Below are 21,507 nucleotides of genomic sequence, written 5' to 3' on the forward strand. Positions count from 1 at the left end.
TTACGGCCTTGTAGTTGAAATTGAAGCGGTAAACCACTGCTGAATATTGCTCATGGCAGCGTGCGAAGTATCCAGAATCGGCTGTGGATAGACGCCCAGCAGCACCAGCAGCACCACCAGAACACCGATGGTCATAAACTCACGCGGTGACATGCCTGGCAGCGGATCTTTCGATTTCGCTTCGCCGTAGTAAGCGCGCTGCATCATCACCAGCGAGTATACGGAGGCGAACACCAGACCAAAGGTCGCGATGATAATAATCATCGGCACCACCTGGAAGCTGCCGGTCAGAATCATAAATTCACCGACGAAGTTACCGGTGCCCGGCATACCGAGGTTGGCGACAGCAAAGAACAGCGACAGACCCGGAATCCATTTGATGCGCGACCACAGGCCACCCATCTGACGCATATCACGGGTATGCAGACGCTCATACAACTGACCACACAGAATGAAGAGTGCAGCAGCGGAGAGACCGTGCGCAATCATCTGAATCACCGCACCCTGCAGCGCCAGCTGGCTGCCGGTGTAGATGGCAATTAGCACAAAGCCCATGTGCGAAATCGAGGTGTACGCAATCAGACGTTTGATATCGGTCTGCGAGAAGGCCATCCAGGCACCGTAGAAGATACCGATGATGCCTAACCACATGGCGATGGGCGCAAACTCGGCTGACGCGTTCGGGAACAGCGGCAGGCTGAAACGCAGTAAGCCGTAAGCCGCGGTTTTCAGCAGGATACCCGCCAGGTCGACAGAACCGGCTGTTGGCGCCTGACTGTGTGCATCCGGCAGCCAGCCGTGCAAAGGCACCACCGGCATCTTGACCGCAAAGGCGATAAAGAAGCCCAGCATCAGCAGATATTCAACACCGCTCGACATTGGTGTCTGTAGCAGTTGTTCGTAGTTGAATGTCCAGACGCCGGTCGCGTTGTAGTGAACAAATACCAGGCCCAGAATCGCAATCAGCATCACCAGACCTGAAGCCTGGGTATAGATGAAGAATTTGGTCGCAGCGGAGATACGGGTTTTGCCGTCCGATGCTTTATGACCCCAGAGCGCGATGAGGAAGTACATCGGCACCAGCATCATTTCCCAGAAGAAGAAGAACAGGAACAGGTCGATGGAAAGGAACACACCGATTACGCCGCCCAGAATCCACATCAGGTTCAGATGGAAGAAGCCCTGATACTTTGAGATCTCATTCCAGGAACAGAGCACCGCCATCAGACCGAGCAGACCGGTCAGCACTACCATCAGCAGTGACAGGCCATCAATGGCTAAATGGAAGCTGATGCCGAAGCGTGGGATCCACGGAACGGAGAAACTTGACTGCCACTGCGGAATACCCGCTGCCTGCGTCAGTGAATAGCCTCCCTGCAACCAGAGTTGCAGTGAAAGCGCCAACGTCAGCCCCATGGTGATCAGCGCGATCCAGCGTGGCACCTTCGCGCCAAGGCGCTCAGTGAGCCAGCAGATCAGACCACCGACGAAGGGTATGATAATTAGCCAAGGTAATAACACGGCACACTTCCCTTTTCTTTGTCTTAGTTCGGGCTATCTTACTTGCCATTTTGCTTCCCGATAGTGCTCGCAATCCTCACATACCTCGGTATGCTCCGGTTGCTGTGCGCTGGCGGTAGCCAAACTGGCCGCGACGATAACGCCCTTGCTCAGGACAATTTTTGACATTCTCAATGGGCAGATTAGCTAACCTGCCCCGCTCATCAATCTTTAAATCACCAGCAGCAGAGCCAGCACCAGCACGGCACCCACGCTAATTGACGCAACGTACCAGCGCAGGTAGCCATTCTCACTGACCACCAGGCCTTTGTTGGCAATGCGTGACAGCAGCGCAGGCAGGTTCATCAGACCATTCAGTGGATCGCGCTTCAGCAGCCACGCAATACCCAGGTAAGGTTTGACGAACACTTTATCGTAGAGCCAGTCAAAGCCCCAGGCCGCAAACCACCAGGTGCCGAAGAAACGGCCTGGCGCACTGTTTGCAATGCGGGTAACCAGCTCACGTTTGCCCAGCCACAGCGCGGCAGCGATCAGAATGCCAACGATCGCGACCACGCCCGAGGTGATTTCCAGTCCCACTTTGCCCGCTTCACCGAACTCGCTGGCTGGCAGTACACCTGCCAGCGGTGGCGTGATCAGCGCACCAATAAAGGTGGAGAGCAGCAGCAGCACAATCAGCGGCAGATGATGGGTAATGCCTTTACCTGCGTGCGCATGAATTTTCTCTTCGCCATGGAACACAATGAAGATCATGCGGAAGGTATAGATAGAGGTCAGGAACGCCCCCACCAGACCCGCGACCATCAGATTGATGTGACCGTTAGCCAGTGCGCCAAACAGAATCTCATCTTTACTGTAGAAGCCCGCCGTAATCAGCGGCAGTGCCGCCAGTGCCGCGCCGCCTACCAGGAAGCAGGTGTAGACCAGCGGAATGCTCTTACGCAGGCCACCCATTTTAAAGATGTTCTGTTCGTGATGGCAGGCCAGAATCACTGAACCCGAAGAGAGGAACAGTAACGCTTTAAAGAAGGCGTGCGTCATCAGATGGAAAATCGCCGCATCCCACGCCTGAACACCCAGCGCCAGGAACATATAGCCAATCTGGCTCATGGTGGAGTAAGCGAGAACGCGTTTGATGTCGGTCTGCACCAGCGCGGCAAAGCCTGCCAGCACCAGGGTAATTGCCCCGATGATGCCGACCAGATGCAGCACTTCCGGCGTCAGCAGGAAGAGACCGTGGCTGCGGGCAATCAGGTAAACACCTGCCGTCACCATGGTCGCGGCGTGGATAAGTGCTGAAACCGGTGTCGGACCGGCCATCGCATCTGCCAGCCAGGTCTGTAACGGCAGCTGTGCCGATTTACCGACCGCGCCACCCAGCAGCATCAGCGTTGCCCACTGCAGCATATGGTTATCTGCGGCAAAGTGCGCCGGAGCCAGCTCCATCATCTCGCGGAAGTTCAGCGTGCCCAGCTCGTTGTAGAGAATGAACAAGCCAAATGCCAGGAAGACGTCGCCCACGCGGGTGATGATGAACGCTTTCATCGCCGCTTTGCCGTTTTCCGGATTGCTGTAATAGAAACCGATCAGCAGATAAGAGCAGAGCCCTACCCCTTCCCAGCCCAGATACATCAGCATCAGGTTATCGGCCAGCACCAGAATAACCATGCTGGCGATAAACAGGTTGGTATAGGCGAAGAAGCGGGAGTAGCCCTCTTCTCCACGCATGTACCAGGAGGCAAACATATGAATGAAGAAGCCGACGCCGGTCACCACCGACAGCATGGTCAGCGACAGGCCATCCAGCGTCAGGTTCACCTTCATGTCGAAGTTGCCGACATGCATCCAGGTCCAGAGTGACTGAGTATAAGCTTGCTGACCACTGGCGAAGAACTCGAAACCGATCAACGCCGTCGTCAGTGCGGCCAGACCCACCGATCCCATACCTACCGTGGCCGACAGGTTCTCAGACCAGCGACCGCGGGAAAACGCTAACAGCAGAAAGCCGATCAGCGGAAACAAGACAGTTAAATAGAGAAGATTCATCCGCGCATCTCGCTCACAGTATCAATGTTCAGCGTCTGACGACGACGATAGAGCTGAAGCAGCAGTGCCAGACCAATACTGGCTTCCGCTGCCGCCAGGCTGATCGCCAGGATATACATCACCTGTCCATCGGCCTGACCCCAGTAGCTCCCGGCAACCACCAGAGCTAAAGCGGCGGCGTTGATCATGATTTCAAGGCCGATCAGCATAAACAGCAGATTGCGGCGTATCACCAGCGACGTCAGTCCAAGGACAAACAGCACGGCAGCAAGAATCAATCCATGTTGTAACGGGATCATGCGTTCTCCTTTTTCACCTGAGCGGCATCAGCATTGCGGTTACTCAGGACTTCGCCCTGACGCTCTTCACGACCGATATGGAACGCCACGACCAGACCCGCCAGCAGCAGCATAGAGGCCAGTTCGACCGCCAGTACGTAAGGACCAAACAGGCTGATGCCGACCGCTTTAGCGTCGATGATGGTGCCATCAATGCCCTGGTCATTCGCCGTCAGAATGGCGTAGATCATCACCACCAGCAGTAGTAACGAAACGATGCCCGGACCAATCCACAGCGACGGACTGAGCCACTCACGCTCCTGCTTCTCAGTCTGTTTGCCCAGGTTCAGCATCATGACCACGAAGACGAACAGCACCATGATGGCCCCGGCGTAAACGATGATCTCCAGCGCACCGGCAAAATAGGCTCCCATTGAGAAGAAGACGCCCGCGATCGATAACAGCGAAACGATCAGGTACAGCAATGCATGTACCGGATTAGTGTGGGTAATGACGCGCAACGTCGTCAGCACCGCCACCAGTCCGCAAAGATAAAACGCAAATTCCATGCCTTGCTCCTTAAGGTAATAAGCCTTTGACGTCGATAGGCTTCGCTTCGTTTTCTGCTTCGCCCTTATCTTTACCGTCAATCGCCATACCTGCCATGCGGTAGAAGTTGTACTCCGGATATTTACCCGGCCCCGAAATCAGCAGATCGTCCTTCTCATACACCAGATCCTGACGCTTAAACTCACCCAGTTCGAAATCGGGAGTCAGCTGAATCGCCGTGGTCGGACAGGCTTCTTCACACATGCCGCAGAAGATGCAGCGTGAGAAGTTGATTCGGAAGAACTCCGGGTACCAGCGGCCATCTTTGGTTTCTGCTTTCTGCAGCGAGATACAGCCAACCGGACAGGCAACCGCACACAGGTTACAGGCGACGCAACGCTCCTGACCATCCGGATCGCGGGTTAACACGATACGGCCACGATAGCGTGGTGGCAGATAAACCGGCTCTTCCGGATACATCTGAGTTTCACGTTTGGCGAAGGCGTGCAGCCCGATCAGCCAGATACTGCGAACTGTCGTGCCAAAGCCTACGACAATATCTTTCAAAGTCATTTGTTAACCCCTTACGGCGCTGTGTAGAGAATCACTGCGGCAGTCGCCAGCAGGTTCAACAGCGTCAACGGCAGACACACTTTCCAGCCGAATGACAGCACCTGGTCGTAGCGCGGACGCGGAAGCGCAGCACGAATCAGGATGAACATCATCATAAAGAACGCCGTTTTCAGGGCGAACCAGATGAACGGCGGCAGGAATGGGCCGTGCCAGCCACCAAAGAACAGCGTTACGATCAGCGCTGAAACGGTGGTAATCGCCACATATTCGCCAACAAAGAACAGACCGAACTTCATACCGGCATATTCAATGTGGTAGCCGTCCGCCAGTTCCTGCTCCGCTTCTGGCTGGTCAAACGGATGACGGTGACACACCGCCACGCCCGCAATACAGAAGGTCACGAAGCCGAAGAACTGCGGAATGATGTTCCACAGATGCGTCTGGCTGTTGACGATATCGTTCATATTGAACGAGCCCGCCTGCGCTACCACACCCATCAGCGACAGCCCCAGGAACACTTCATAGCTCAGGGTCTGTGCCGAGGCGCGCATCGCACCCAGCAGCGAGTATTTGTTATTACTCGACCAGCCGGCAAACAGCACTGCGTAGACCGCAAGGCCCGCCATCATCAGGAAGAACAGCAGACCGATATTCAGGTCTGTTACCATCCAGGTTGGCGAAACCGGCACGATAGCAAAGGCCAGTAGCAGTGAAACAAAGGCGATAACCGGCGCAAGGGTAAAGATAAAGCGGTCGGTAAACGGCGGAACCCAGTCCTCTTTGAAGAACATTTTGATCATGTCCGCCACCAGCTGGAGCGAACCGCCCCAGCCTACGCGGTTTGGCCCATAACGGTTCTGGAACAGGCCGAGCAGACGACGCTCAGCGAAGCTCATGAACGCGCCGCAGGCCACCACCACCAGCAGAATCACGATGGCTTTAACAATGGCCAGCAGAATGTCGATCACGTCCGGTGTTAACCAGCTCATTGCGCTGCCTCCTGCAGAGTGTCGATTTTACCGTTCGCCAGGAATGGTGGAACGCCCGGCATTCCCAGCGGCAGACCAATCTGTCCCGCCTGCAGTGACGCCGAGAAACGGACCGGCAGACGCACTGTCTCTCCGGCACAGCTGAACTCCACCGCCGCACCATTGTTGACGCCCAGCTTCGCCGCATCCTCCGGGTTTATCACCAGCGCAGGCTCAGCCATACGCTGCTGGAAGACCGGTGAACGCTGTGACATCTCTTCGCTGCCGAACAACCGGTGAAGAGGCGCCACGCGCCACTGTGCATCACTGACAAAGGCTTTTGGTACGGTCGTAAACCACGGCAACTCACTCGAGCTGGCTTCAAACAGGCGCACGCCCGGATCGCCATGACGCAGTTTGCCGCCCACTTCCGCCTGGAATTTGTTCCACGCCTGTGGTGAGTTCCAGCCTGGTGCCCAGGCAAACGGAATCTGTGAACGCGGTGCGCCTGGCTGATTGTTCCCTTCCATTGAGAAGGCGAACATCGTGTCCTGATCCTGCGGCTGACGCGGTTCGTGCACGCTGATATTCGCGCGCGCCGCGGTACGGCCACTGGCACGGTGCGGTGAACGCGACAGTTTCTGTCCGCGAATGCGGAAGCTGGCGTCAGGTGCGGCTTCTTTAATACCCGCGAGCTGTGGCAGACGGGTGACTACCGCATCGATCACGTGATCGAGCTGCGTCCAGTCCACATGACGGCTTTCCAGCGTGCTGTGCAGTGAATGCAGCCAGCGCCAGCTCTCCAGCATCACAATGTTGTTGTCGTAATAAGCAGGATCATAAACCTGGAAGAAACGCTGAGCGCGGCCTTCATGGTTAATTGAGGTACCGTCGCTTTCGGCGAAGCTGGCGGTTGAGAGCACCAGACCCGCTTTCTCCAGCGTTGGGGTACGCTGATGATCCACCACAATCACGTTAGTGGTCTGAGCCAGCGCCGCATCCACCAGCGCTTTCGGCGCATGGCGATAAAGGTCATTTTCCAGCACTACCAGGGCATCAGCTTCACCGTTGCTCAGCTGCTCCAGCGCCTGCTCCAGCGGATTGCCGCCAATCATGCCCAGCCCGATGCTGTTCGCGTGACCCGCCAGCAGGGTAATGCCGACATCTGCACCACGTGCCTTGAGGGCTTTCGCCACGTTAGCAGCGGCTTCAATGACTGCGCTGCTGCCTGAGTGAGTTCCGGAGATAATTAATGGCTTTTTCGCGCCGGCCAGCGCCTGAACGACAACATCCATTTTCCCGCTGAGTTTGCTGTCGAAATCGGTGACTGCAGGCGCAGATTCATCCAGCGCACTGGCGATAGCGAAGCCGAGGCGCGCCTGATCTTCAACCGGTGCACGATAGCTCCATGCCGCGATATCATCCAGACGGGTTTCATCAACGTGCGTAACAAACAGCGGATGTTTCGCGTTCTGACCGATGTTCATGATGGCGGCGATCTGCCAGTCTGCGACTTTCTGCGCAGCGGCCATATCACGCGCTTTGCCTTTTACTGCCTGGCGCACAGAGAGTGCCACACGAGCACCCACCTGTGTCAGGTCTTCACCCAGTACCAGCACCGCATCGTAGCTTTCAATTTCACGCAGCGATGGCGTATAGATTCCGCCCTCGCGCAGGACTTTCAGCATGAGTTCAAGACGGGCCTGCTCATCCGCTGGCATGCCGGTTGAGAAGTTCTCTGCACCCACCAGTTCACGAAGGGCGAAGTTACTTTCAATGCTGGCGCGCGGCGAGCCAATACCGATCACTTTCTTCGCCTGACGCAGCAAATCTGCTCCGGCGTTGACCGCCTGCTCTGCGTTCAGCGTGACCCAGTCGTTGCCGCGCAGCAGCATCGGCTGACGTGGGCGATCTTTGCGGTTCACGTAGCCATAGCCAAAGCGGCCACGGTCACACAGGAAGTAGTGGTTTACGGTACCGTTATAGCGGTTTTCAATACGGCGTAACTCACCATAACGCTCACCCGGGCTGGTGTTACAGCCGACGCTGCACTGCTGACAGATGCTCGGTGCAAACTGCATATCCCATTTACGGTTATAGCGTTCGGAGTGCGTTTTATCGGTGAAGACGCCGGTCGGGCAAATTTCAACCAGGTTGCCGGAGAATTCGCTCTCCAGCGTGCCATCTTCCGGGCGACCGAAGTAGACGTTGTCGTGCGCGCCGTAGACACCCAGATCTTTGCCATCGGCATAATCTTTGTAGTAGCGCACGCAGCGGTAACAGGCGATACAGCGGTTCATCTCATGAGAGATGAACGGGCCGAGATCCTGATTACGGTGAGTACGCTTAGTGAAGCGATAGCGACGGAAGCTGTGGCCGGTCATCACTGTCATATCCTGCAGGTGACAGTTACCGCCCTCTTCACACACCGGGCAGTCGTGCGGGTGGTTGGTCATCAGCCACTCCACCACGCTTTCGCGGAACTCTTTCGCTTCGCCATCATCGATGGAGATGAATGTGCCGTCAGAGGCCGGCGTCATGCAGGACATGACAAGACGGCCGCGGGTATCTTCGGCATTCTGGAATTGCTTTACCGCACACTGGCGGCAGGCCCCAACGCTTCCCAGCGCCGGATGCCAGCAAAAGTAAGGAATATCAAGGCCCAGAGAGAGACACGCCTGTAGCAGGTTGTCCGCTCCGTTCACATCATACTCTTTACCGTCTACATGAATTGTAGCCATAGTGACATGCTTCCGTAAGGCTCGTCAGAGACGAGCGTTAATCATATTCTTGCCCCGACGCACGACATTGTCGGGGCGGCGGCACCAGGCCTGTTCCGTGTGATGCGGTGAATTACCAGCGCGCTTTCAGCAGGTTTGGCTGGATCCCACCAATAGCGCGGGTATTGCCAAACACCTGCGGTGCCATGCCAGCTTCAAACTCTTCACGGAAATATTTAATCGCACTCTGTAGCGGCTCAACCGCACCCGGCGCATGCGCGCAGAAGGTTTTACCCGGGCCAAGCTGACGGCAGAGTTGCAGTAAGGTTTCGATATCCCCTGGCTGACCCTGTTTCTGCTCCAGCGCACGCAAAATTTTCACGCTCCACGGCAGGCCATCGCGACACGGCGTACACCAGCCACACGACTCACGGGCAAAGAACTCTTCCAGGTTACGCACCAGCGAAACCATATTGATTTCGTGATCGACCGCCATCGCCAGTGCGGTGCCCAGACGGCTGCCCGCTTTACCAATGCTGGCAAATTCCATCGGCAGATCCAGGTGCTGGTCGGTCAGGAAGTCGGTTCCTGCGCCGCCAGGCTGCCAGGCTTTGAACTTCAGCCCGTCACGCATGCCACCCGCATAATCTTCAAGAATTTCACGCGCGGTGATACCGAATGGCAGCTCCCAGACGCCAGGATTTTTCACCCGTCCGGAGAAGCCCATCATTTTGGTACCGGCATCTTCGCTTTTAGAGATGTTTTTGTACCACTCGACGCCATTGGCCAGAATCGCCGGGACGTTGGAGAGGGTTTCCACGTTGTTCACGCAGGTCGGTTTGCCCCACGCGCCCGCACTCGCCGGAAATGGCGGCTTGGAACGCGGGTTAGCACGACGGCCTTCCAGTGAGTTAATCAGTGCCGTCTCTTCGCCGCAGATATAACGACCTGCGCCGGTGTGAACAATCAGCTCAAAGTCGAAGCCGGTACCCAGAATATTTTTACCGATATAGCCCGCTTCCGTCGCTTCAGCAATCGCACGACGCAGATGCACCGCGGCTTCAATGTATTCGCCACGTAAGAAGATATAGCCACGGTAAGCCTTCAGCGCAAAGGCGCTGATCAGCATTCCTTCCACCAGCTGGTGAGGCATCTGCTCCATCAGCAGGCGGTCTTTATAGGTGCCCGGCTCCATCTCATCAGCGTTACACAGCAGGTAGCGGATGTTCATCGACTCATCTTTCGGCATCAGGCTCCACTTCAGACCGGTAGAGAAGCCTGCACCGCCGCGCCCTTTCAGGCCGGAATCTTTCACTGCTGCGACGATTTCATCCTGCGACATGCTTTTCAGCGCTTTTTCCGCACCGGCATAGCCGTTTTTGCTGCGGTATTCATCAAGCCAGACAGGTTGCTTGTCGTCACGCATCCGCCAGGTCAGCGGATGGGTTTCAGCAGTACGAATGATCTGTTTAATTGTCATTGATACTGCTCCAGTAAACCAGGGATGCCTTCCGGCGTCAGATGCACATGCGTGTCTTCATCCACCATCATCGTTGGGCCCTTGTCGCAGTTGCCCAGACAGCAGGTTGGCAGCAGCGTAAAGCGGCCATCAGCCGTGGTCTGACCCGGTTTGATATTCAGTTGCTGTTCCAGTGCTGACTGGATGCCCTGATAACCGGTGATATGACAGACCACGCTGTCACAGTAACGGATCACATGACGACCCACCGGCTGACGGAAGATCTGGCTGTAAAATGTCGCCACACCTTCAACATCACTTGCCGGGATACCCAGGACTTCGGCAATCGCGTTGATTGCACCGTCCGGCACCCAGCCGCGCTGTTTCTGCACGATCTTCAGCGCTTCAATTGAGGCTGCACGCGCGTCTTCGTAATGGTGTTTTTCGTGCTCAATAGCGTGATGCTCTTCCGCGCTCAGCACGAAGACCTCGTTAGGGTCGATCGTTTTAATGGCAATGTGTTGATCGTGCATAATTAGCGGTCCACGTCTGACATAACAAAATCGATACTACCCAGATATACGATCAGGTCGGATACCAGGCTGCCACGGATTACGGAAGGAATCTGCTGCAGATGCGGGAAGCTCGGCGTACGCACGCGGGTGCGGTAGCTCATGGTGCTGCCATCGCTGGTCAGGTAGTAGCTGTTGATCCCTTTCGTCGCTTCAATCATCTGGAACGATTCATTGGCAGGCATAACCGGCCCCCACGACACCTGCAGGAAGTGTGTGATCAGCGTTTCAATGTGCTGCAGCGTGCGCTCTTTAGGTGGCGGCGTGGTCAGCGGATGATCCGCTTTAAACGGCCCCTCTGGCATGTTGTTGAGACACTGCTCAAGAATGCGCAGCGATTGCCACATCTCTTCCATTTTCAGCATGACGCGGCTGTAAGCATCGCTGACGCCGTCGCCAACCGGGATTTCAAAATCGAAGTTTTCGTAGCCGGAGTATGGACGCCATTTACGTACGTCAAAGTCGAGACCTGTCGCACGCAGACCAGCACCGGTAGTGCCCCACGCCAGCGCCTCTTCCATGTTGTAAGCGGCAACGCCTTTGGAGCGGCCAATAAGTACGCTGTTGCGCAGTGCCGCTTTGTCATACTCTTTAAGACGCTTTGGCATCCAGTCGAGGAAGTCACGCAGCAGACGTTCCCAGCCTCGCGGCAGGTCGTGCGCGACGCCACCGATACGGAACCACGCCGGGTGCATACGGAAACCGGTAATCGCCTCAACCACGTCATAGATTTTCTGACGGTCGGTAAAGGCAAAGAACACCGGCGTCATGGCCCCGACGTCCTGAATAAAGGTGGAGATATAAAGCAGGTGGCTGTTGATGCGGAACAGCTCAGAGAGCATCACGCGGATCACGTTAACGCGATCGGGCACCACGATACCGGCCAGTTTTTCCACCGCCAGTACGTACGGCATCTCGTTTACGCAGCCGCCGAGGTACTCGATGCGGTCAGTGTAAGGAATGTAGCTGTGCCACGACTGACGCTCGCCCATCTTTTCAGCACCACGGTGGTGATAACCGATGTCAGGCACGCAGTCGACAATCTCTTCACCATCCAGCTGCAGAATGATGCGGAACGCACCGTGCGCCGACGGGTGGTTAGGCCCGAGGTTCAGGAACATGAAGTCTTCGTTAGTGGTACTACGTTTCATACCCCAGTCTTCAGGCTTAAAGGTCAGCGCCTCCATCTCTAAATCTTCTTTCTGCCTGGTCAGCGTGAAAGGATCGAATTCAGTGGCACGCGCCGGGTAATCTTTACGCAGCGGATGACCTTCCCAGGTCGACGGCATCATGATGCGCGTCAGATGCGGGTGGCCATCAAAGGTGATACCAAACATTTCCCAGGTTTCACGCTCATACCAGTTGGCATTCGGGAAAAGACGGGTAATGGTCGGCAGATGCATGTCGTTTTCTGAGAGTGCCACCTTGAGCATGATGTCGCGGTTGCGTTCAATCGACAGCAGGTGGTAGAAAACGGAGAAATCCGCCGCAGGCAGGCCTGCACGGTGGGTACGTAAACGCTCATCCACGCCATGCAGGTCATAGAGCATGACGTAAGGCTTGGGTAATTTACGCAGGAACTCGATAATTTCCAGTATCTGTTCACGCTTCACCCACACCACCGGGATACCGGTACGGGTTGGCTGAACAGTGAAGGCATCCGGCCCAAAACGGTTACGCAACTCGCCGATCACCGGGTCATCAAGGTGATCACGGGTTTGCCATAGAGGCTGAGCGAGATCTTGCGTGGTCAAATCTGTCATACGTTACTCACCATTCCGGCCTGGTCTCAGGCACTCAAATGAAGGCGTCAGGATGGGGCCATGCATTAAATTGTGATGTTCTGCTGCAGGCGCTGTTTTCCATCCATACGGTTTTAAACTTCGTCCGGGCTGCGCAGATTTGTGACTGCGATGCGCTCGCCGCGTTTTCTTTCACGCTCTGAAGGCATATTGGCGCGGTAAACGCCCTGATCGCCGACAACCCATGAAAGCGGACGGCGCTCTTTGCCGATCGATTCCTGCAGAAGCAGCAGTGCCTGCATGTAGGCTTCAGGACGTGGCGGGCAGCCAGGAATGTAAACATCGACCGGCAGGAATTTATCGACGCCCTGCACCACCGAATAGATGTCATACATACCGCCCGAGTTGGCGCAGGCACCCATGGAGATCACCCATTTTGGTTCCAGCATTTGATCGTATAAACGCTGAATAACCGGAGCCATTTTAGTAAATGGCGTACCGGCAATAACCATGAAATCCGCCTGACGTGGCGAGGCACGCATAACTTCAGCACCAAAACGCGCCACGTCGTGGACCGCGGTAAACGATGTTGTCATCTCTACGTAACAACATGACAGGCCAAAGTTATAAGGCCAGAGGGAGTTTTTACGTCCCCAGTTCACCATGTCATGCAGGGCATTTTCGAGTTTGCCCATATAAACGCTGCGATGAACGTGCTGCTCCAGCGGATCGCTGACGATTTCCTGCTTTTGCAGAGGATAACGGTCGTTCTCACCACCGTTCGGGTCTATGCGGGTGAGCGTATAGTCCATCTTATTGCCTCTCTTTTACTGCTTATGAGGATTGGTGTGGCTGACCGTAGTGGTTTTCACCACCACGCGACGGCGAGCTGGCGCCCAGTCCAGTGCGCCAATGCGTACCAGATAGACCAGACCCGCCAGGAGCACCAAAATGAAAATTGCGGCTTCCACAAAGCCGATCCAACCGCTTTCACGGATTGAAGTCGCCCATGCGTATAAAAAGAGGGCTTCGACGTCGAAAATGACGAAAAACATCGCAACCAGATAAAATTTCGCCGAGAGGCGGATATGGGTATCACCAACGGATTCGATGCCCGATTCGAATGGCGTGTCTTTGTAGCGGGCGCGCGCTCTGCCGCCAAGCAGCCATCCTCCGGTCAGCATGAAAGCACACAGGCCAAAGGCAATAACGATAAATACGATAAACGCCCAGTGCTGAGCGATGATTTCGGTGGTAGTTGACATACTCATTGCTTACTCATCAAAAGTGGCGCTGGCATCCTGCACGCGTTTCCCGCAGCAAACTGACCACATCGATTCAAGGGAAGGGTAAAAACCTTTTAAATGTTGCTGTTATCAGGGAATAAGCAGCCATTTTATGGGGTTTTTACTCCTTTCTATAACCTTTTGTCAACTTTGACAAAAGTATCCAAACATTATTTCACACCTGCATCATATTATTAACAAATGATGCCCCGCTTTCCAGCTAAATCGCTTCAGTCTGTAGGGTTAATTTTAGTGTAGCGGGTATTCACATGCATGGATCGTGCATTTAACAAACATATTTTGACAGGTATGACTCTGTTTTCCTTCCCCTTATCAGGGGTATTTTCTTGATCCAGAACACAGTTCTGCCCTTTTTGCGTTAAATTTCTTCACCTCAAGCTGCAATCCGGAACAAATGGTTCATTTAGTCGGTTGGCAAGTTTCAGTTCGTTAGTGAGTGAAATGTAGTGAGGGTTTTACATCAGGCAGAGTGGCAGGTGGGAAAAGTCTGAAGAGTGTCAGAAATAAAAAAGCCTCTCATTCTGTTCAGGAAAAGAGAGGCCTATGTATAAGCGTTTGTTAAGGCAATCACGCCAGTGTTGAGTACAACACGTTAGCGAAATTACTCTTCGTCATCCAGCAGCAATGTACCATCTGGATTGTTGCTCAGGTTATAAGGATCATTGGTGGACTGCATGGCGTTGAAGATTGCCAGCGCCAGCTCATTATCGCTGTCAGGATTGCGGCACAGCAGATATTGCGTATCTGGCAGAACCGGCAGCCCTTCCGCCGCACCCATCACGCGCAGTTCCGGGCTCATCATCTCTACCGGACGCGCAGTTACGCCCAGCCCCGCTTTCACCGCGGCACGAACTGCAGCCAGTGTGGAAGCGACATAAGAGATACGCCACGGGATACCCGCTTCATTGAGATGATCAATTGCCATATCGCGATAAGGACTTGGCTCATCCAGCAGCACCAATGGAATGGCTTCGCCGCGCTGGAAAATATAATCCGCTGCGCAGTACCACAACGTAGGTGAGGTACGCAGGACCTGATAGGTAAAGTTGCCCGGGCTGGAGGTGGTCACGACCAGGTCCACTTCACCCTGATTGAGCATTTCCATCATAAATGGATTACGTTTAACCCGCACATCGATTGCCAGTTTCGGATAAACCGAGGTTACCCGGTTTAACAGGAAAGGCAGAATAGTGTCAGAGGTATCATCAGAGGCACCAATGGTCAGCACGCCCTGAATGTTACTGTACATCAGAGATGTGCAGGCTTCGTCGTTAAAACGAAGAATTTTTCTCGCATAGCCTAAAAGCTGGATACCGTGCTCTGTTAACAGCTTGTTACGTCCATGTCTGGCAAACAGCTCTTTACCTACCAATTGTTCCAGACGCTGCATTTGCTGACTGACTGCTGACTGCGTTCTGCAGACCGCTGCAGCGGCCGCTGCAAAGGTATTCAAATCCGCAACGGCAACGAAAGTTCTCAGCAGATCGAGGTCGAGATTAAGTATCGGACGATTTGCATTAGTCATGTTTTTTCTTCACTTATAAGATTTTTACGAACTACTACCCTGGTGTTATTACAAGCTTATCAAAGTGATAAGCAGTAATGGTGCTTAATGACAGTCCTGTGTGAAGACTGACACAAAAAAAATTTATGTGGATCCTGCACTGTTGACTCCCCTGAAAGGGCCATAGCGCTTTTCAATCCATAGTACTTTTCAAGACAGATACAACTTCTGAACCGATGGCGCTGGGGTGCGCAAATGCAGGAAGCTGCGTAGTTGTCTTATTCCCACCAGAAATAATCGGGCGGGATAAAAATCGCACTTTTCAGGCCAGTAAGACGAAGCGGCCATGTGTATTAAATAATAAATTATACTTAATCATTTTTGACTTCAAAATGGAAATGATTTTGTGAAAAGCGCTGTAAATTTTGTGCTAAAGGCATTTCCGGACCCTTATGCCACATTATTGATCACTTTTTAAGCCTTCAGCGTTCCGAAATTTAGTGAAGAAGTGTTAAGTACTGCTCACAATCCTGATAAATGCGTGCCAGAAACGCCTCGTCATTTGGTAATTTTCCGGCGATCACAAGGCCTTAAACAGGCAACTCTTAAGCAGTGTTAAGGCGTAGACGTTGCACGCGTCATAAAATTGTCCACAAAGTGAACATTTATAAAATATCCTTTAACTATTTACCTGGGTGTATATTTCAGGTGCAAAGAAAAGCGTCCTTTACATAACGTTCATATTTCATTTCACAATACCAGAGCCTTATGTTGTCTCAGCACCCCTTTAGATAGTTTAAAATATTTCTATATACATCATTTTTGGTTTTATCAACCATCTCACGCCTTGTTAAATCTTTTTTACGCTACTCACCGTCTAAAAAGTTGTCGAACCCGCCAAAACGGGGCGGCACCCTTCATTTGTGACCGGCAGGAGAGTACATTGTGCTGGTTCGATTTCAGTGGCAGCCAAAAAGGATTCTGCCCGTTAAGGCGGTAACAATGACTTTTCAAATAGATAAATCCGGAAAACTCGATAACGTCTGCTATGACATCCGTGGCCCGGTCCTGAAAGAGGCGAAGCGCCTCGAAGAAGAAGGCAATAAAGTTCTTAAACTGAACATCGGCAATCCGGCGCCGTTCGGTTTCGAAGCACCGGACGAGATTCTGGTCGATGTAATTCGTAATCTTCCCAGCGCTCAGGGCTATTGCGACTCCAAGGGGCTCTATTCCGCCCGTAAAGCGATCATGCAGCACTATCAGGCGCGCGACATGCGTGATGTCACGGTAGAAGATATCTACATTGGCAACGGCGTTTCAGAACTCATTGTCCAGGCGATGCAGGCGTTACTGAACAGCGGCGACGAAATGCTGGTGCCAGCACCTGACTATCCGTTGTGGACGGCTGCGGTTTCCCTCTCCAGCGGAAAAGCGGTGCACTATCTGTGTGATGAGTCAGCAGGCTGGTTCCCTGACCTGGATGATATCCGCAGCAAGATAACACCCCGTACCCGCGGTATTGTAATTATCAACCCGAATAACCCGACCGGCGCGGTCTACAGCAAAGAACTGCTGTTAGAAGTGGTTGAAATTGCGCGTCAGCATAACCTGATCATCTTTGCTGATGAGATCTACGACAAGATCCTTTACGACGAGGCACAGCACCACTGCATCGCTGCCCTGGCCCCGGATCTGCTGACCGTGACCTTCAATGGCCTGTCTAAAACCTATCGTGTAGCCGGCTTCCGTCAGGGCTGGATGGTACTCAACGGGCCGAAGAAACATGCGAAAGGCTACATTGAAGGGCTGGAGATGCTGGCGTCTATGCGCCTGTGTGCCAACGTACCGGCCCAGCATGCCATCCAGACAGCGCTCGGCGGCTACCAGAGCATCAGCGAATTTATCATGCCTGGCGGTCGTCTTTATGAGCAGCGCCAGCGTGCCTGGGAATTGATCAACGATATTCCCGGCGTCAGCTGTGTGAAGCCGCAGGGCGCGCTCTACATGTTCCCAAAAATTGACGCCAAAAAATTTAATATCTTTGACGATCAAAAAATGGTGCTGGATTTTCTCCTTCAGGAGAAGGTGCTGCTGGTACAGGGTAGCGCGTTCAACTGGCCATGGCCCGATCACCTGCGCATTGTTACGCTGCCTCGTGTGGATGATCTGGAGATGGCGATTAATAAATTTGGTCGCTTCCTGCAAGGCTATCGCCAGTAATCACGCCCGCGTATACTGATGCTATTTGGGGAGAGCCTGTCTCTCCCCTGCCTGCTAACAGGAACGCTCATGACACAAAGCCACTTCTTTGCTCACCTCTCCCGTCTTAAGCTGATCAACCGCTGGCCACTGATGCGCAATGTGCGTACCGAGAATGTTTCTGAACACAGTCTGCAGGTCGCCATGGTGGCGCACGCGCTGGCCGTCATCAAAAATCTTAAATTTGGCGGCTCGCTTAATGCCGACCGCATCGCCATGCTGGCGCTTTATCATGACGCCAGCGAAGTGCTCACCGGCGATTTACCCACTCCGGTTAAGTATTACAACGCACAGATTGCCCACGAATATAAGAAAATCGAGAAGATTGCCCAGCAGAAGCTGATTGAGATGCTGCCGGAAGAGTTTCAGGCAATCTATCGCCCGCTGATTGATGAGCATCTGCACAGTGGAGAGGAGCAGGCCGTTGTAAAACAGGCGGATGCACTCTGCGCCTACGTTAAGTGTCTTGAGGAGTTGTCTGCCGGAAATAACGAATTTTTACTGGCCAAAGCGCGACTGGAAAAGACGTTAGCGCAGCGGCGTTCGCTGGAGATGGATTACTTCGTTGAGGTGTTTATTCCGAGTTTCAGCCTGTCGCTGGATGAAATTTCGCAGGATACGCCACTGTAAACCCGACGGCCTGGCCGCCGGGCAAATCTTTAAGCCTGCTGGCTGAAGGTAAAGCTGCCGTCAGACTCGCGGGTGACAACCAGAGACGCCAGTGAGTCGAGCCGAAGCGCCACGTCATCCAGCCGCGGTGTCTCCGCCGGAGCATTGATGGCAATTACCGCACAACCCGCGTTCAGGCCGGATAAAATACCCGCGGGTGCATCTTCTGCCACCACACATGACGTCGCCGCTAACCCCAGCTTCTCCGCACCAAGCAGGTAAGGATCGGGCTCAGGTTTGCCTTTAGCGACCTGCTCAGCGGTAATGAACACGGCGGGCTTCGGTAATCCTGCCGCTTTGTGACGGGCATGAGCGACCGGCACCGAGCCAGAGGTGACTATCGCCCAGGGAATCTGCAACTCATTCAGCCGGTTCAGCAGCGCATGGGCGCCTGGCAGCGCCTGCACACCGTCGGTGTCTGCCGCTTCAGCCTGCTCCAGCGCGACAAACTCTGCCTGGATAGCCTCTTCCGACTGGCCTGCCATGAAATGACGCAGAGAGGTAATCGCCTGTTTGCCATGGATGAAATCCAGGATCTCATCAGCGGCGATACCATGACGGGCACCCCACTGGCTCCAGGCTCGTTCAACCGCTGGCAGTGAATCTACCAGCGTGCCGTCTAAATCAAATAGAAAACCTCTGTAGGTCACGCGCTTCTCCTCATCAGGCATTAATCACTTGCGCAATTTCGTTTGCACTTAAATGGTACTGGCGCGGACAAGTCTGCCACAAAGCTAACATCCGTTGATACTTTTCCCACATCGGGGTCTGCGCGTTAAAACCGTGTGTACCGGAATCGAAGTGGGTATAACGCCCTTCGGTATTGACCATAAAACGGACGTAGCCCAGCAGGCGTGCTTCTGTTGCCGCATCAAAGCCCAGAAAGGCGAGACGGCGCTCCTCAACCTGACTTTTCTCTTTAAGATTCGACCAGGAGACGTGCAGTGCGTGATGCATCTCCATTATGTCGATCACTGTCCGGCAGATCGCTTCACTCAGTTCGCCAAACTCTTTATCCAGCTCGCGCATCTGCAGCGCATAACCGCGTTCGATAATGGTCTGGTAACGGCGAAAACGTTCAGCGTTTTCCGGCTCAAGCATGGCCATGATTTTGTACTGGTTGGTAAGAATCAGACGCTGCGCATGGGTCATTTCCATCATTTACTCCCGGTCAGAGACCGCTCAGTTAATCGACAATGGAGAAATGATTGCACAGCGTTAGCAACACGGGAATCGCCGTATCGCCTTTCTTTGATTTAGCCGCAGGTTAGCGGTAACTATTTTACCGCCAGCCCAGGATGGGTCAGAGATCGTCGAGGAAGGTGCGGTCGAGTTGTTTAAACGCCCGCTTAAGCAGATCGGCCAGTGCCTGATAAGTCGGCTTGCCTTCTACCGGTGCTATCGCCTGCCCCGCTTCTTCCAGCCGGGCACGCACTTCATGAAACCAGTTAAGCAGCGTAGGCGGTAGCGGCGTTACTGAACGCTTACCCAGCCACCACAGTCCCTGCATCGGCAGGCTGCAGGCAAACAGCGCCGTTGCTACTGCCGGACCTAACTGACCGCCCATCGCAATCTGCCAGGTCAGCGTAAAAATCGCCAGAGGTGGCATAAAGCGAATGGCGAAACGCGTTGCCGATGAAACGCGGTTTTCCGGGAACACCGGGGCCAGGCGCTTATCAGCGGGCCAGGTCTTCATATAGTGTTGGCCGCGCTGAAACATCCGAAACCAATTGGTACTGCCAGATTCATTCGCCATGGCTCACCTCAACTAATGCTGCAAAGATTAAAAAATAGTTATAAAGACACAACTTTACGTAACAACCTTCAATTATTTTTGTCTTTAAAGAGGACTCCGGCTATTCTGACGCCGTTTTAAACCTCTCCGGGAGCGGAATGCGCCTTTGGGAAGAGGCCTGAGCCATATTTCGACAAGGCAATCTTAAAATTTTCACGTAAGATTGCTAAAATTTTTTGCGGAATTGAGAATTTCTGTCTACCGCATGATGTTTGTCATTAATCTACCAGCTTTCATGGGCTACGCTGATAGTCTGATTGCGTTATATTTAGCCACTCTCAAAAAATAGGTACTTCCATGTCGAGTAAGTTAGTTCTGGTTCTGAACTGTGGCAGCTCTTCCCTCAAGTTTGCCATCCTTAACCCTGCCAGCGGTGAAGAGTTCCTGTCAGGCCTGGCGGAATGTTTCCATCTTCCTGAAGCCCGCATCAAATGGAAGCTGGAAGGCGAAAAACAGGAAGCGCCTCTGGGTGCTGGCGCAGCGCACAGCGAAGCGCTGAACTTTATCGTTAAAACCATTCTGGCACAAAAACCTGAGCTTTCGGCACAAATTGCTGCAATCGGCCATCGTATCGTACATGGCGGCGAGAAGCTGACGCAGTCAGTCATCATCACTGAAGACGTGGTACAGGGCATCAAAGACGCCTCCTCTTTTGCACCGCTGCACAATCCGGCTCATCTGATCGGTATTGATGAAGCGATGAAAAACTTCCCGCACCTGTCAGATAAGAATGTCGCGGTATTCGACACCGCTTTCCATCAGACAATGCCGGAAGAGTCTTATCTCTATGCGCTACCGTACAAATTATATAAAGAGCATGGCGTTCGTCGCTATGGCGCGCATGGCACCAGCCATTTCTATGTGACTCACGAAGCCGCCAAAATGCTTAATAAGCCGCTTGAGTCCCTGAACATTATCACCTGTCACCTCGGTAATGGTGGTTCAGTTTCTGCCATTCGTAACGGCGAGTGCGTAGACACCTCAATGGGTCTGACTCCGCTGGAAGGTCTGGTGATGGGAACCCGCAGTGGCGACATCGATCCCGCGATCATCTTCTTCCTGCACGATACGCTGGGTATGAGCGTTGACGCCATCAATAAACTGCTGACCAAAGAGTCAGGCCTGTTAGGTCTGACCGAAGTCACCAGCGACTGCCGCTACGTAGAAGACAACTACACCACCAAAGAAGATGCGAAGCGCGCAATGGATGTCTTCTGTCATCGCCTGGCGAAATATATCGGCAGCTACACCGCGCTGATGGATGGCCGTCTTGACGCCGTCGTGTTCACTGGCGGCATCGGTGAAAACGCCGCGATGGTCCGTGAGCTTTCACTGAAAAAACTGGCACTGCTGGGCTTCGACGTCGACCACGAGCGCAACCTGGCGGCCCGTTTCGGCAAGTCAGGTTACATCAATAAAGAAGGCACCCGCCCGGCGCTGGTCATTCCGACCAACGAAGAGCTGGTCATTGCCCAGGACGCCGCGCGTCTGACTGCGTAAAATACTTCTCTCCGTCAGCTCAGGCTGACGGAGTTGTTTTTGACA

At 53.8% G+C, this 21,507-nt stretch carries 19 protein-coding genes; 3 read left to right on the forward strand and 16 right to left on the reverse strand.

What is annotated here, in order from left to right; genetic code table 11:
• The 13 genes from nuoM to lrhA form a co-directional block, all read right to left on the reverse strand.
• On the reverse strand, window positions 1-1,521 hold the full coding sequence (gene nuoM / locus NIM72_RS06220; RefSeq protein WP_161733362.1) for an NADH-quinone oxidoreductase subunit M: 1,521 nt from the start codon (window positions 1,519-1,521) through the stop codon (window positions 1-3).
• Between the two features lie 210 nt (window positions 1,522-1,731).
• Complete coding sequence (gene nuoL, locus NIM72_RS06225; RefSeq protein WP_253419431.1) at window positions 1,732-3,567, reverse strand: NADH-quinone oxidoreductase subunit L; 1,836 nt, start codon at window positions 3,565-3,567, stop codon at window positions 1,732-1,734.
• Window positions 3,564-3,866, reverse strand: coding sequence for an NADH-quinone oxidoreductase subunit NuoK (gene nuoK / locus NIM72_RS06230; protein ID WP_003854236.1), 303 nt, complete (start codon window positions 3,864-3,866; stop codon window positions 3,564-3,566). The genes nuoL and nuoK overlap by 4 nt, the downstream gene beginning before the upstream one ends.
• Window positions 3,863-4,414, reverse strand: coding sequence for an NADH-quinone oxidoreductase subunit J (gene nuoJ / locus NIM72_RS06235; RefSeq protein ID WP_003854237.1), 552 nt, complete (start codon window positions 4,412-4,414; stop codon window positions 3,863-3,865). Before nuoJ ends, nuoK begins: the two co-directional genes overlap by 4 nt.
• 10 nt (window positions 4,415-4,424) lie before the next feature.
• Window positions 4,425-4,967: an NADH-quinone oxidoreductase subunit NuoI gene (nuoI, locus tag NIM72_RS06240; protein ID WP_003854239.1), complete on the reverse strand. Its 543-nt coding sequence runs from the start codon at window positions 4,965-4,967 to the stop codon at window positions 4,425-4,427.
• 11 nt (window positions 4,968-4,978) lie between these two features.
• Window positions 4,979-5,956 carry an NADH-quinone oxidoreductase subunit NuoH gene (gene nuoH / locus NIM72_RS06245; RefSeq protein WP_003854240.1) on the reverse strand — a complete coding sequence of 326 codons (978 nt, stop codon included), beginning with the start codon at window positions 5,954-5,956 and terminating at the stop codon, window positions 4,979-4,981.
• Entirely contained in the window at window positions 5,953-8,676 is a 2,724-nt protein-coding gene (gene nuoG / locus NIM72_RS06250; protein ID WP_161733366.1) for an NADH-quinone oxidoreductase subunit NuoG, read from the reverse strand. Before nuoG ends, nuoH begins: the two co-directional genes overlap by 4 nt.
• A gap of 112 nt (window positions 8,677-8,788) precedes the next feature.
• Window positions 8,789-10,129, reverse strand: coding sequence for an NADH-quinone oxidoreductase subunit NuoF (gene nuoF / locus NIM72_RS06255; RefSeq protein WP_029519446.1), 1,341 nt, complete (start codon window positions 10,127-10,129; stop codon window positions 8,789-8,791).
• A 2-nt stretch (window positions 10,130-10,131) separates the two neighbouring features.
• Window positions 10,132-10,647, reverse strand: coding sequence for an NADH-quinone oxidoreductase subunit NuoE (gene nuoE / locus NIM72_RS06260; RefSeq protein WP_010258066.1), 516 nt, complete (start codon window positions 10,645-10,647; stop codon window positions 10,132-10,134).
• A 2-nt stretch (window positions 10,648-10,649) separates the two neighbouring features.
• Complete coding sequence (gene nuoC, locus NIM72_RS06265; RefSeq protein WP_161733368.1) at window positions 10,650-12,449, reverse strand: NADH-quinone oxidoreductase subunit C/D; 1,800 nt, start codon at window positions 12,447-12,449, stop codon at window positions 10,650-10,652.
• Between the two features lie 113 nt (window positions 12,450-12,562).
• On the reverse strand, window positions 12,563-13,240 hold the full coding sequence (locus tag NIM72_RS06270) for an NADH-quinone oxidoreductase subunit B family protein (RefSeq protein WP_003854245.1): 678 nt from the start codon (window positions 13,238-13,240) through the stop codon (window positions 12,563-12,565).
• Window positions 13,241-13,255: 15 nt separating this feature from the next.
• Window positions 13,256-13,699, reverse strand: a complete 444-nt coding sequence (locus NIM72_RS06275) for an NADH-quinone oxidoreductase subunit A (RefSeq protein ID WP_010258058.1) — start codon at window positions 13,697-13,699, stop codon at window positions 13,256-13,258.
• 637 nt (window positions 13,700-14,336) lie between these two features.
• Window positions 14,337-15,260 (reverse strand): transcriptional regulator LrhA, encoded by a 924-nt coding sequence (gene lrhA, locus NIM72_RS06280; RefSeq protein ID WP_013358575.1) that lies wholly within the window; start codon window positions 15,258-15,260, stop codon window positions 14,337-14,339.
• A 981-nt stretch (window positions 15,261-16,241) separates the two neighbouring features.
• Between lrhA and NIM72_RS06285 the strand changes: the two genes are divergently transcribed.
• Window positions 16,242-17,459, forward strand: coding sequence for a pyridoxal phosphate-dependent aminotransferase (locus NIM72_RS06285; protein WP_033733369.1), 1,218 nt, complete (start codon window positions 16,242-16,244; stop codon window positions 17,457-17,459).
• Between the two features lie 69 nt (window positions 17,460-17,528).
• Entirely contained in the window at window positions 17,529-18,128 is a 600-nt protein-coding gene (yfbR, locus tag NIM72_RS06290) for a 5'-deoxynucleotidase (protein WP_161733370.1), read from the forward strand.
• Between the two features lie 29 nt (window positions 18,129-18,157).
• Here the strand turns inward: yfbR and NIM72_RS06295 are convergent, their stop codons facing one another.
• The 3 genes from NIM72_RS06295 to yfbV all read right to left on the reverse strand — a co-directional run bounded on the left by NIM72_RS06295 (window position 18,158) and on the right by yfbV (window position 19,923).
• Window positions 18,158-18,817 (reverse strand): sugar phosphatase, encoded by a 660-nt coding sequence (locus tag NIM72_RS06295; protein ID WP_161733372.1) that lies wholly within the window; start codon window positions 18,815-18,817, stop codon window positions 18,158-18,160.
• 13 nt (window positions 18,818-18,830) lie between these two features.
• The gene (locus NIM72_RS06300) at window positions 18,831-19,325 is read right to left on the reverse strand and encodes a YfbU family protein (RefSeq protein WP_161733470.1); all 495 of its coding nucleotides are present in this window, start codon (window positions 19,323-19,325) and stop codon (window positions 18,831-18,833) included.
• A 145-nt stretch (window positions 19,326-19,470) separates the two neighbouring features.
• The gene (gene yfbV / locus NIM72_RS06305; RefSeq protein WP_161733374.1) at window positions 19,471-19,923 is read right to left on the reverse strand and encodes a terminus macrodomain insulation protein YfbV; all 453 of its coding nucleotides are present in this window, start codon (window positions 19,921-19,923) and stop codon (window positions 19,471-19,473) included.
• A 336-nt stretch (window positions 19,924-20,259) separates the two neighbouring features.
• On the opposite strand from yfbV, the gene ackA reads away from it, so the two are divergent.
• Window positions 20,260-21,462 carry an acetate kinase gene (gene ackA, locus NIM72_RS06310; RefSeq protein WP_033733374.1) on the forward strand — a complete coding sequence of 401 codons (1,203 nt, stop codon included), beginning with the start codon at window positions 20,260-20,262 and terminating at the stop codon, window positions 21,460-21,462.
• The last annotated feature ends 45 nt before the right edge of the window (window positions 21,463-21,507 follow it).

This window comes from Pantoea sp. B550 (assembly GCF_024158165.1).
GTDB classification, from domain to species: Bacteria; Pseudomonadota; Gammaproteobacteria; order Enterobacterales; family Enterobacteriaceae; genus Pantoea; species Pantoea alfalfae.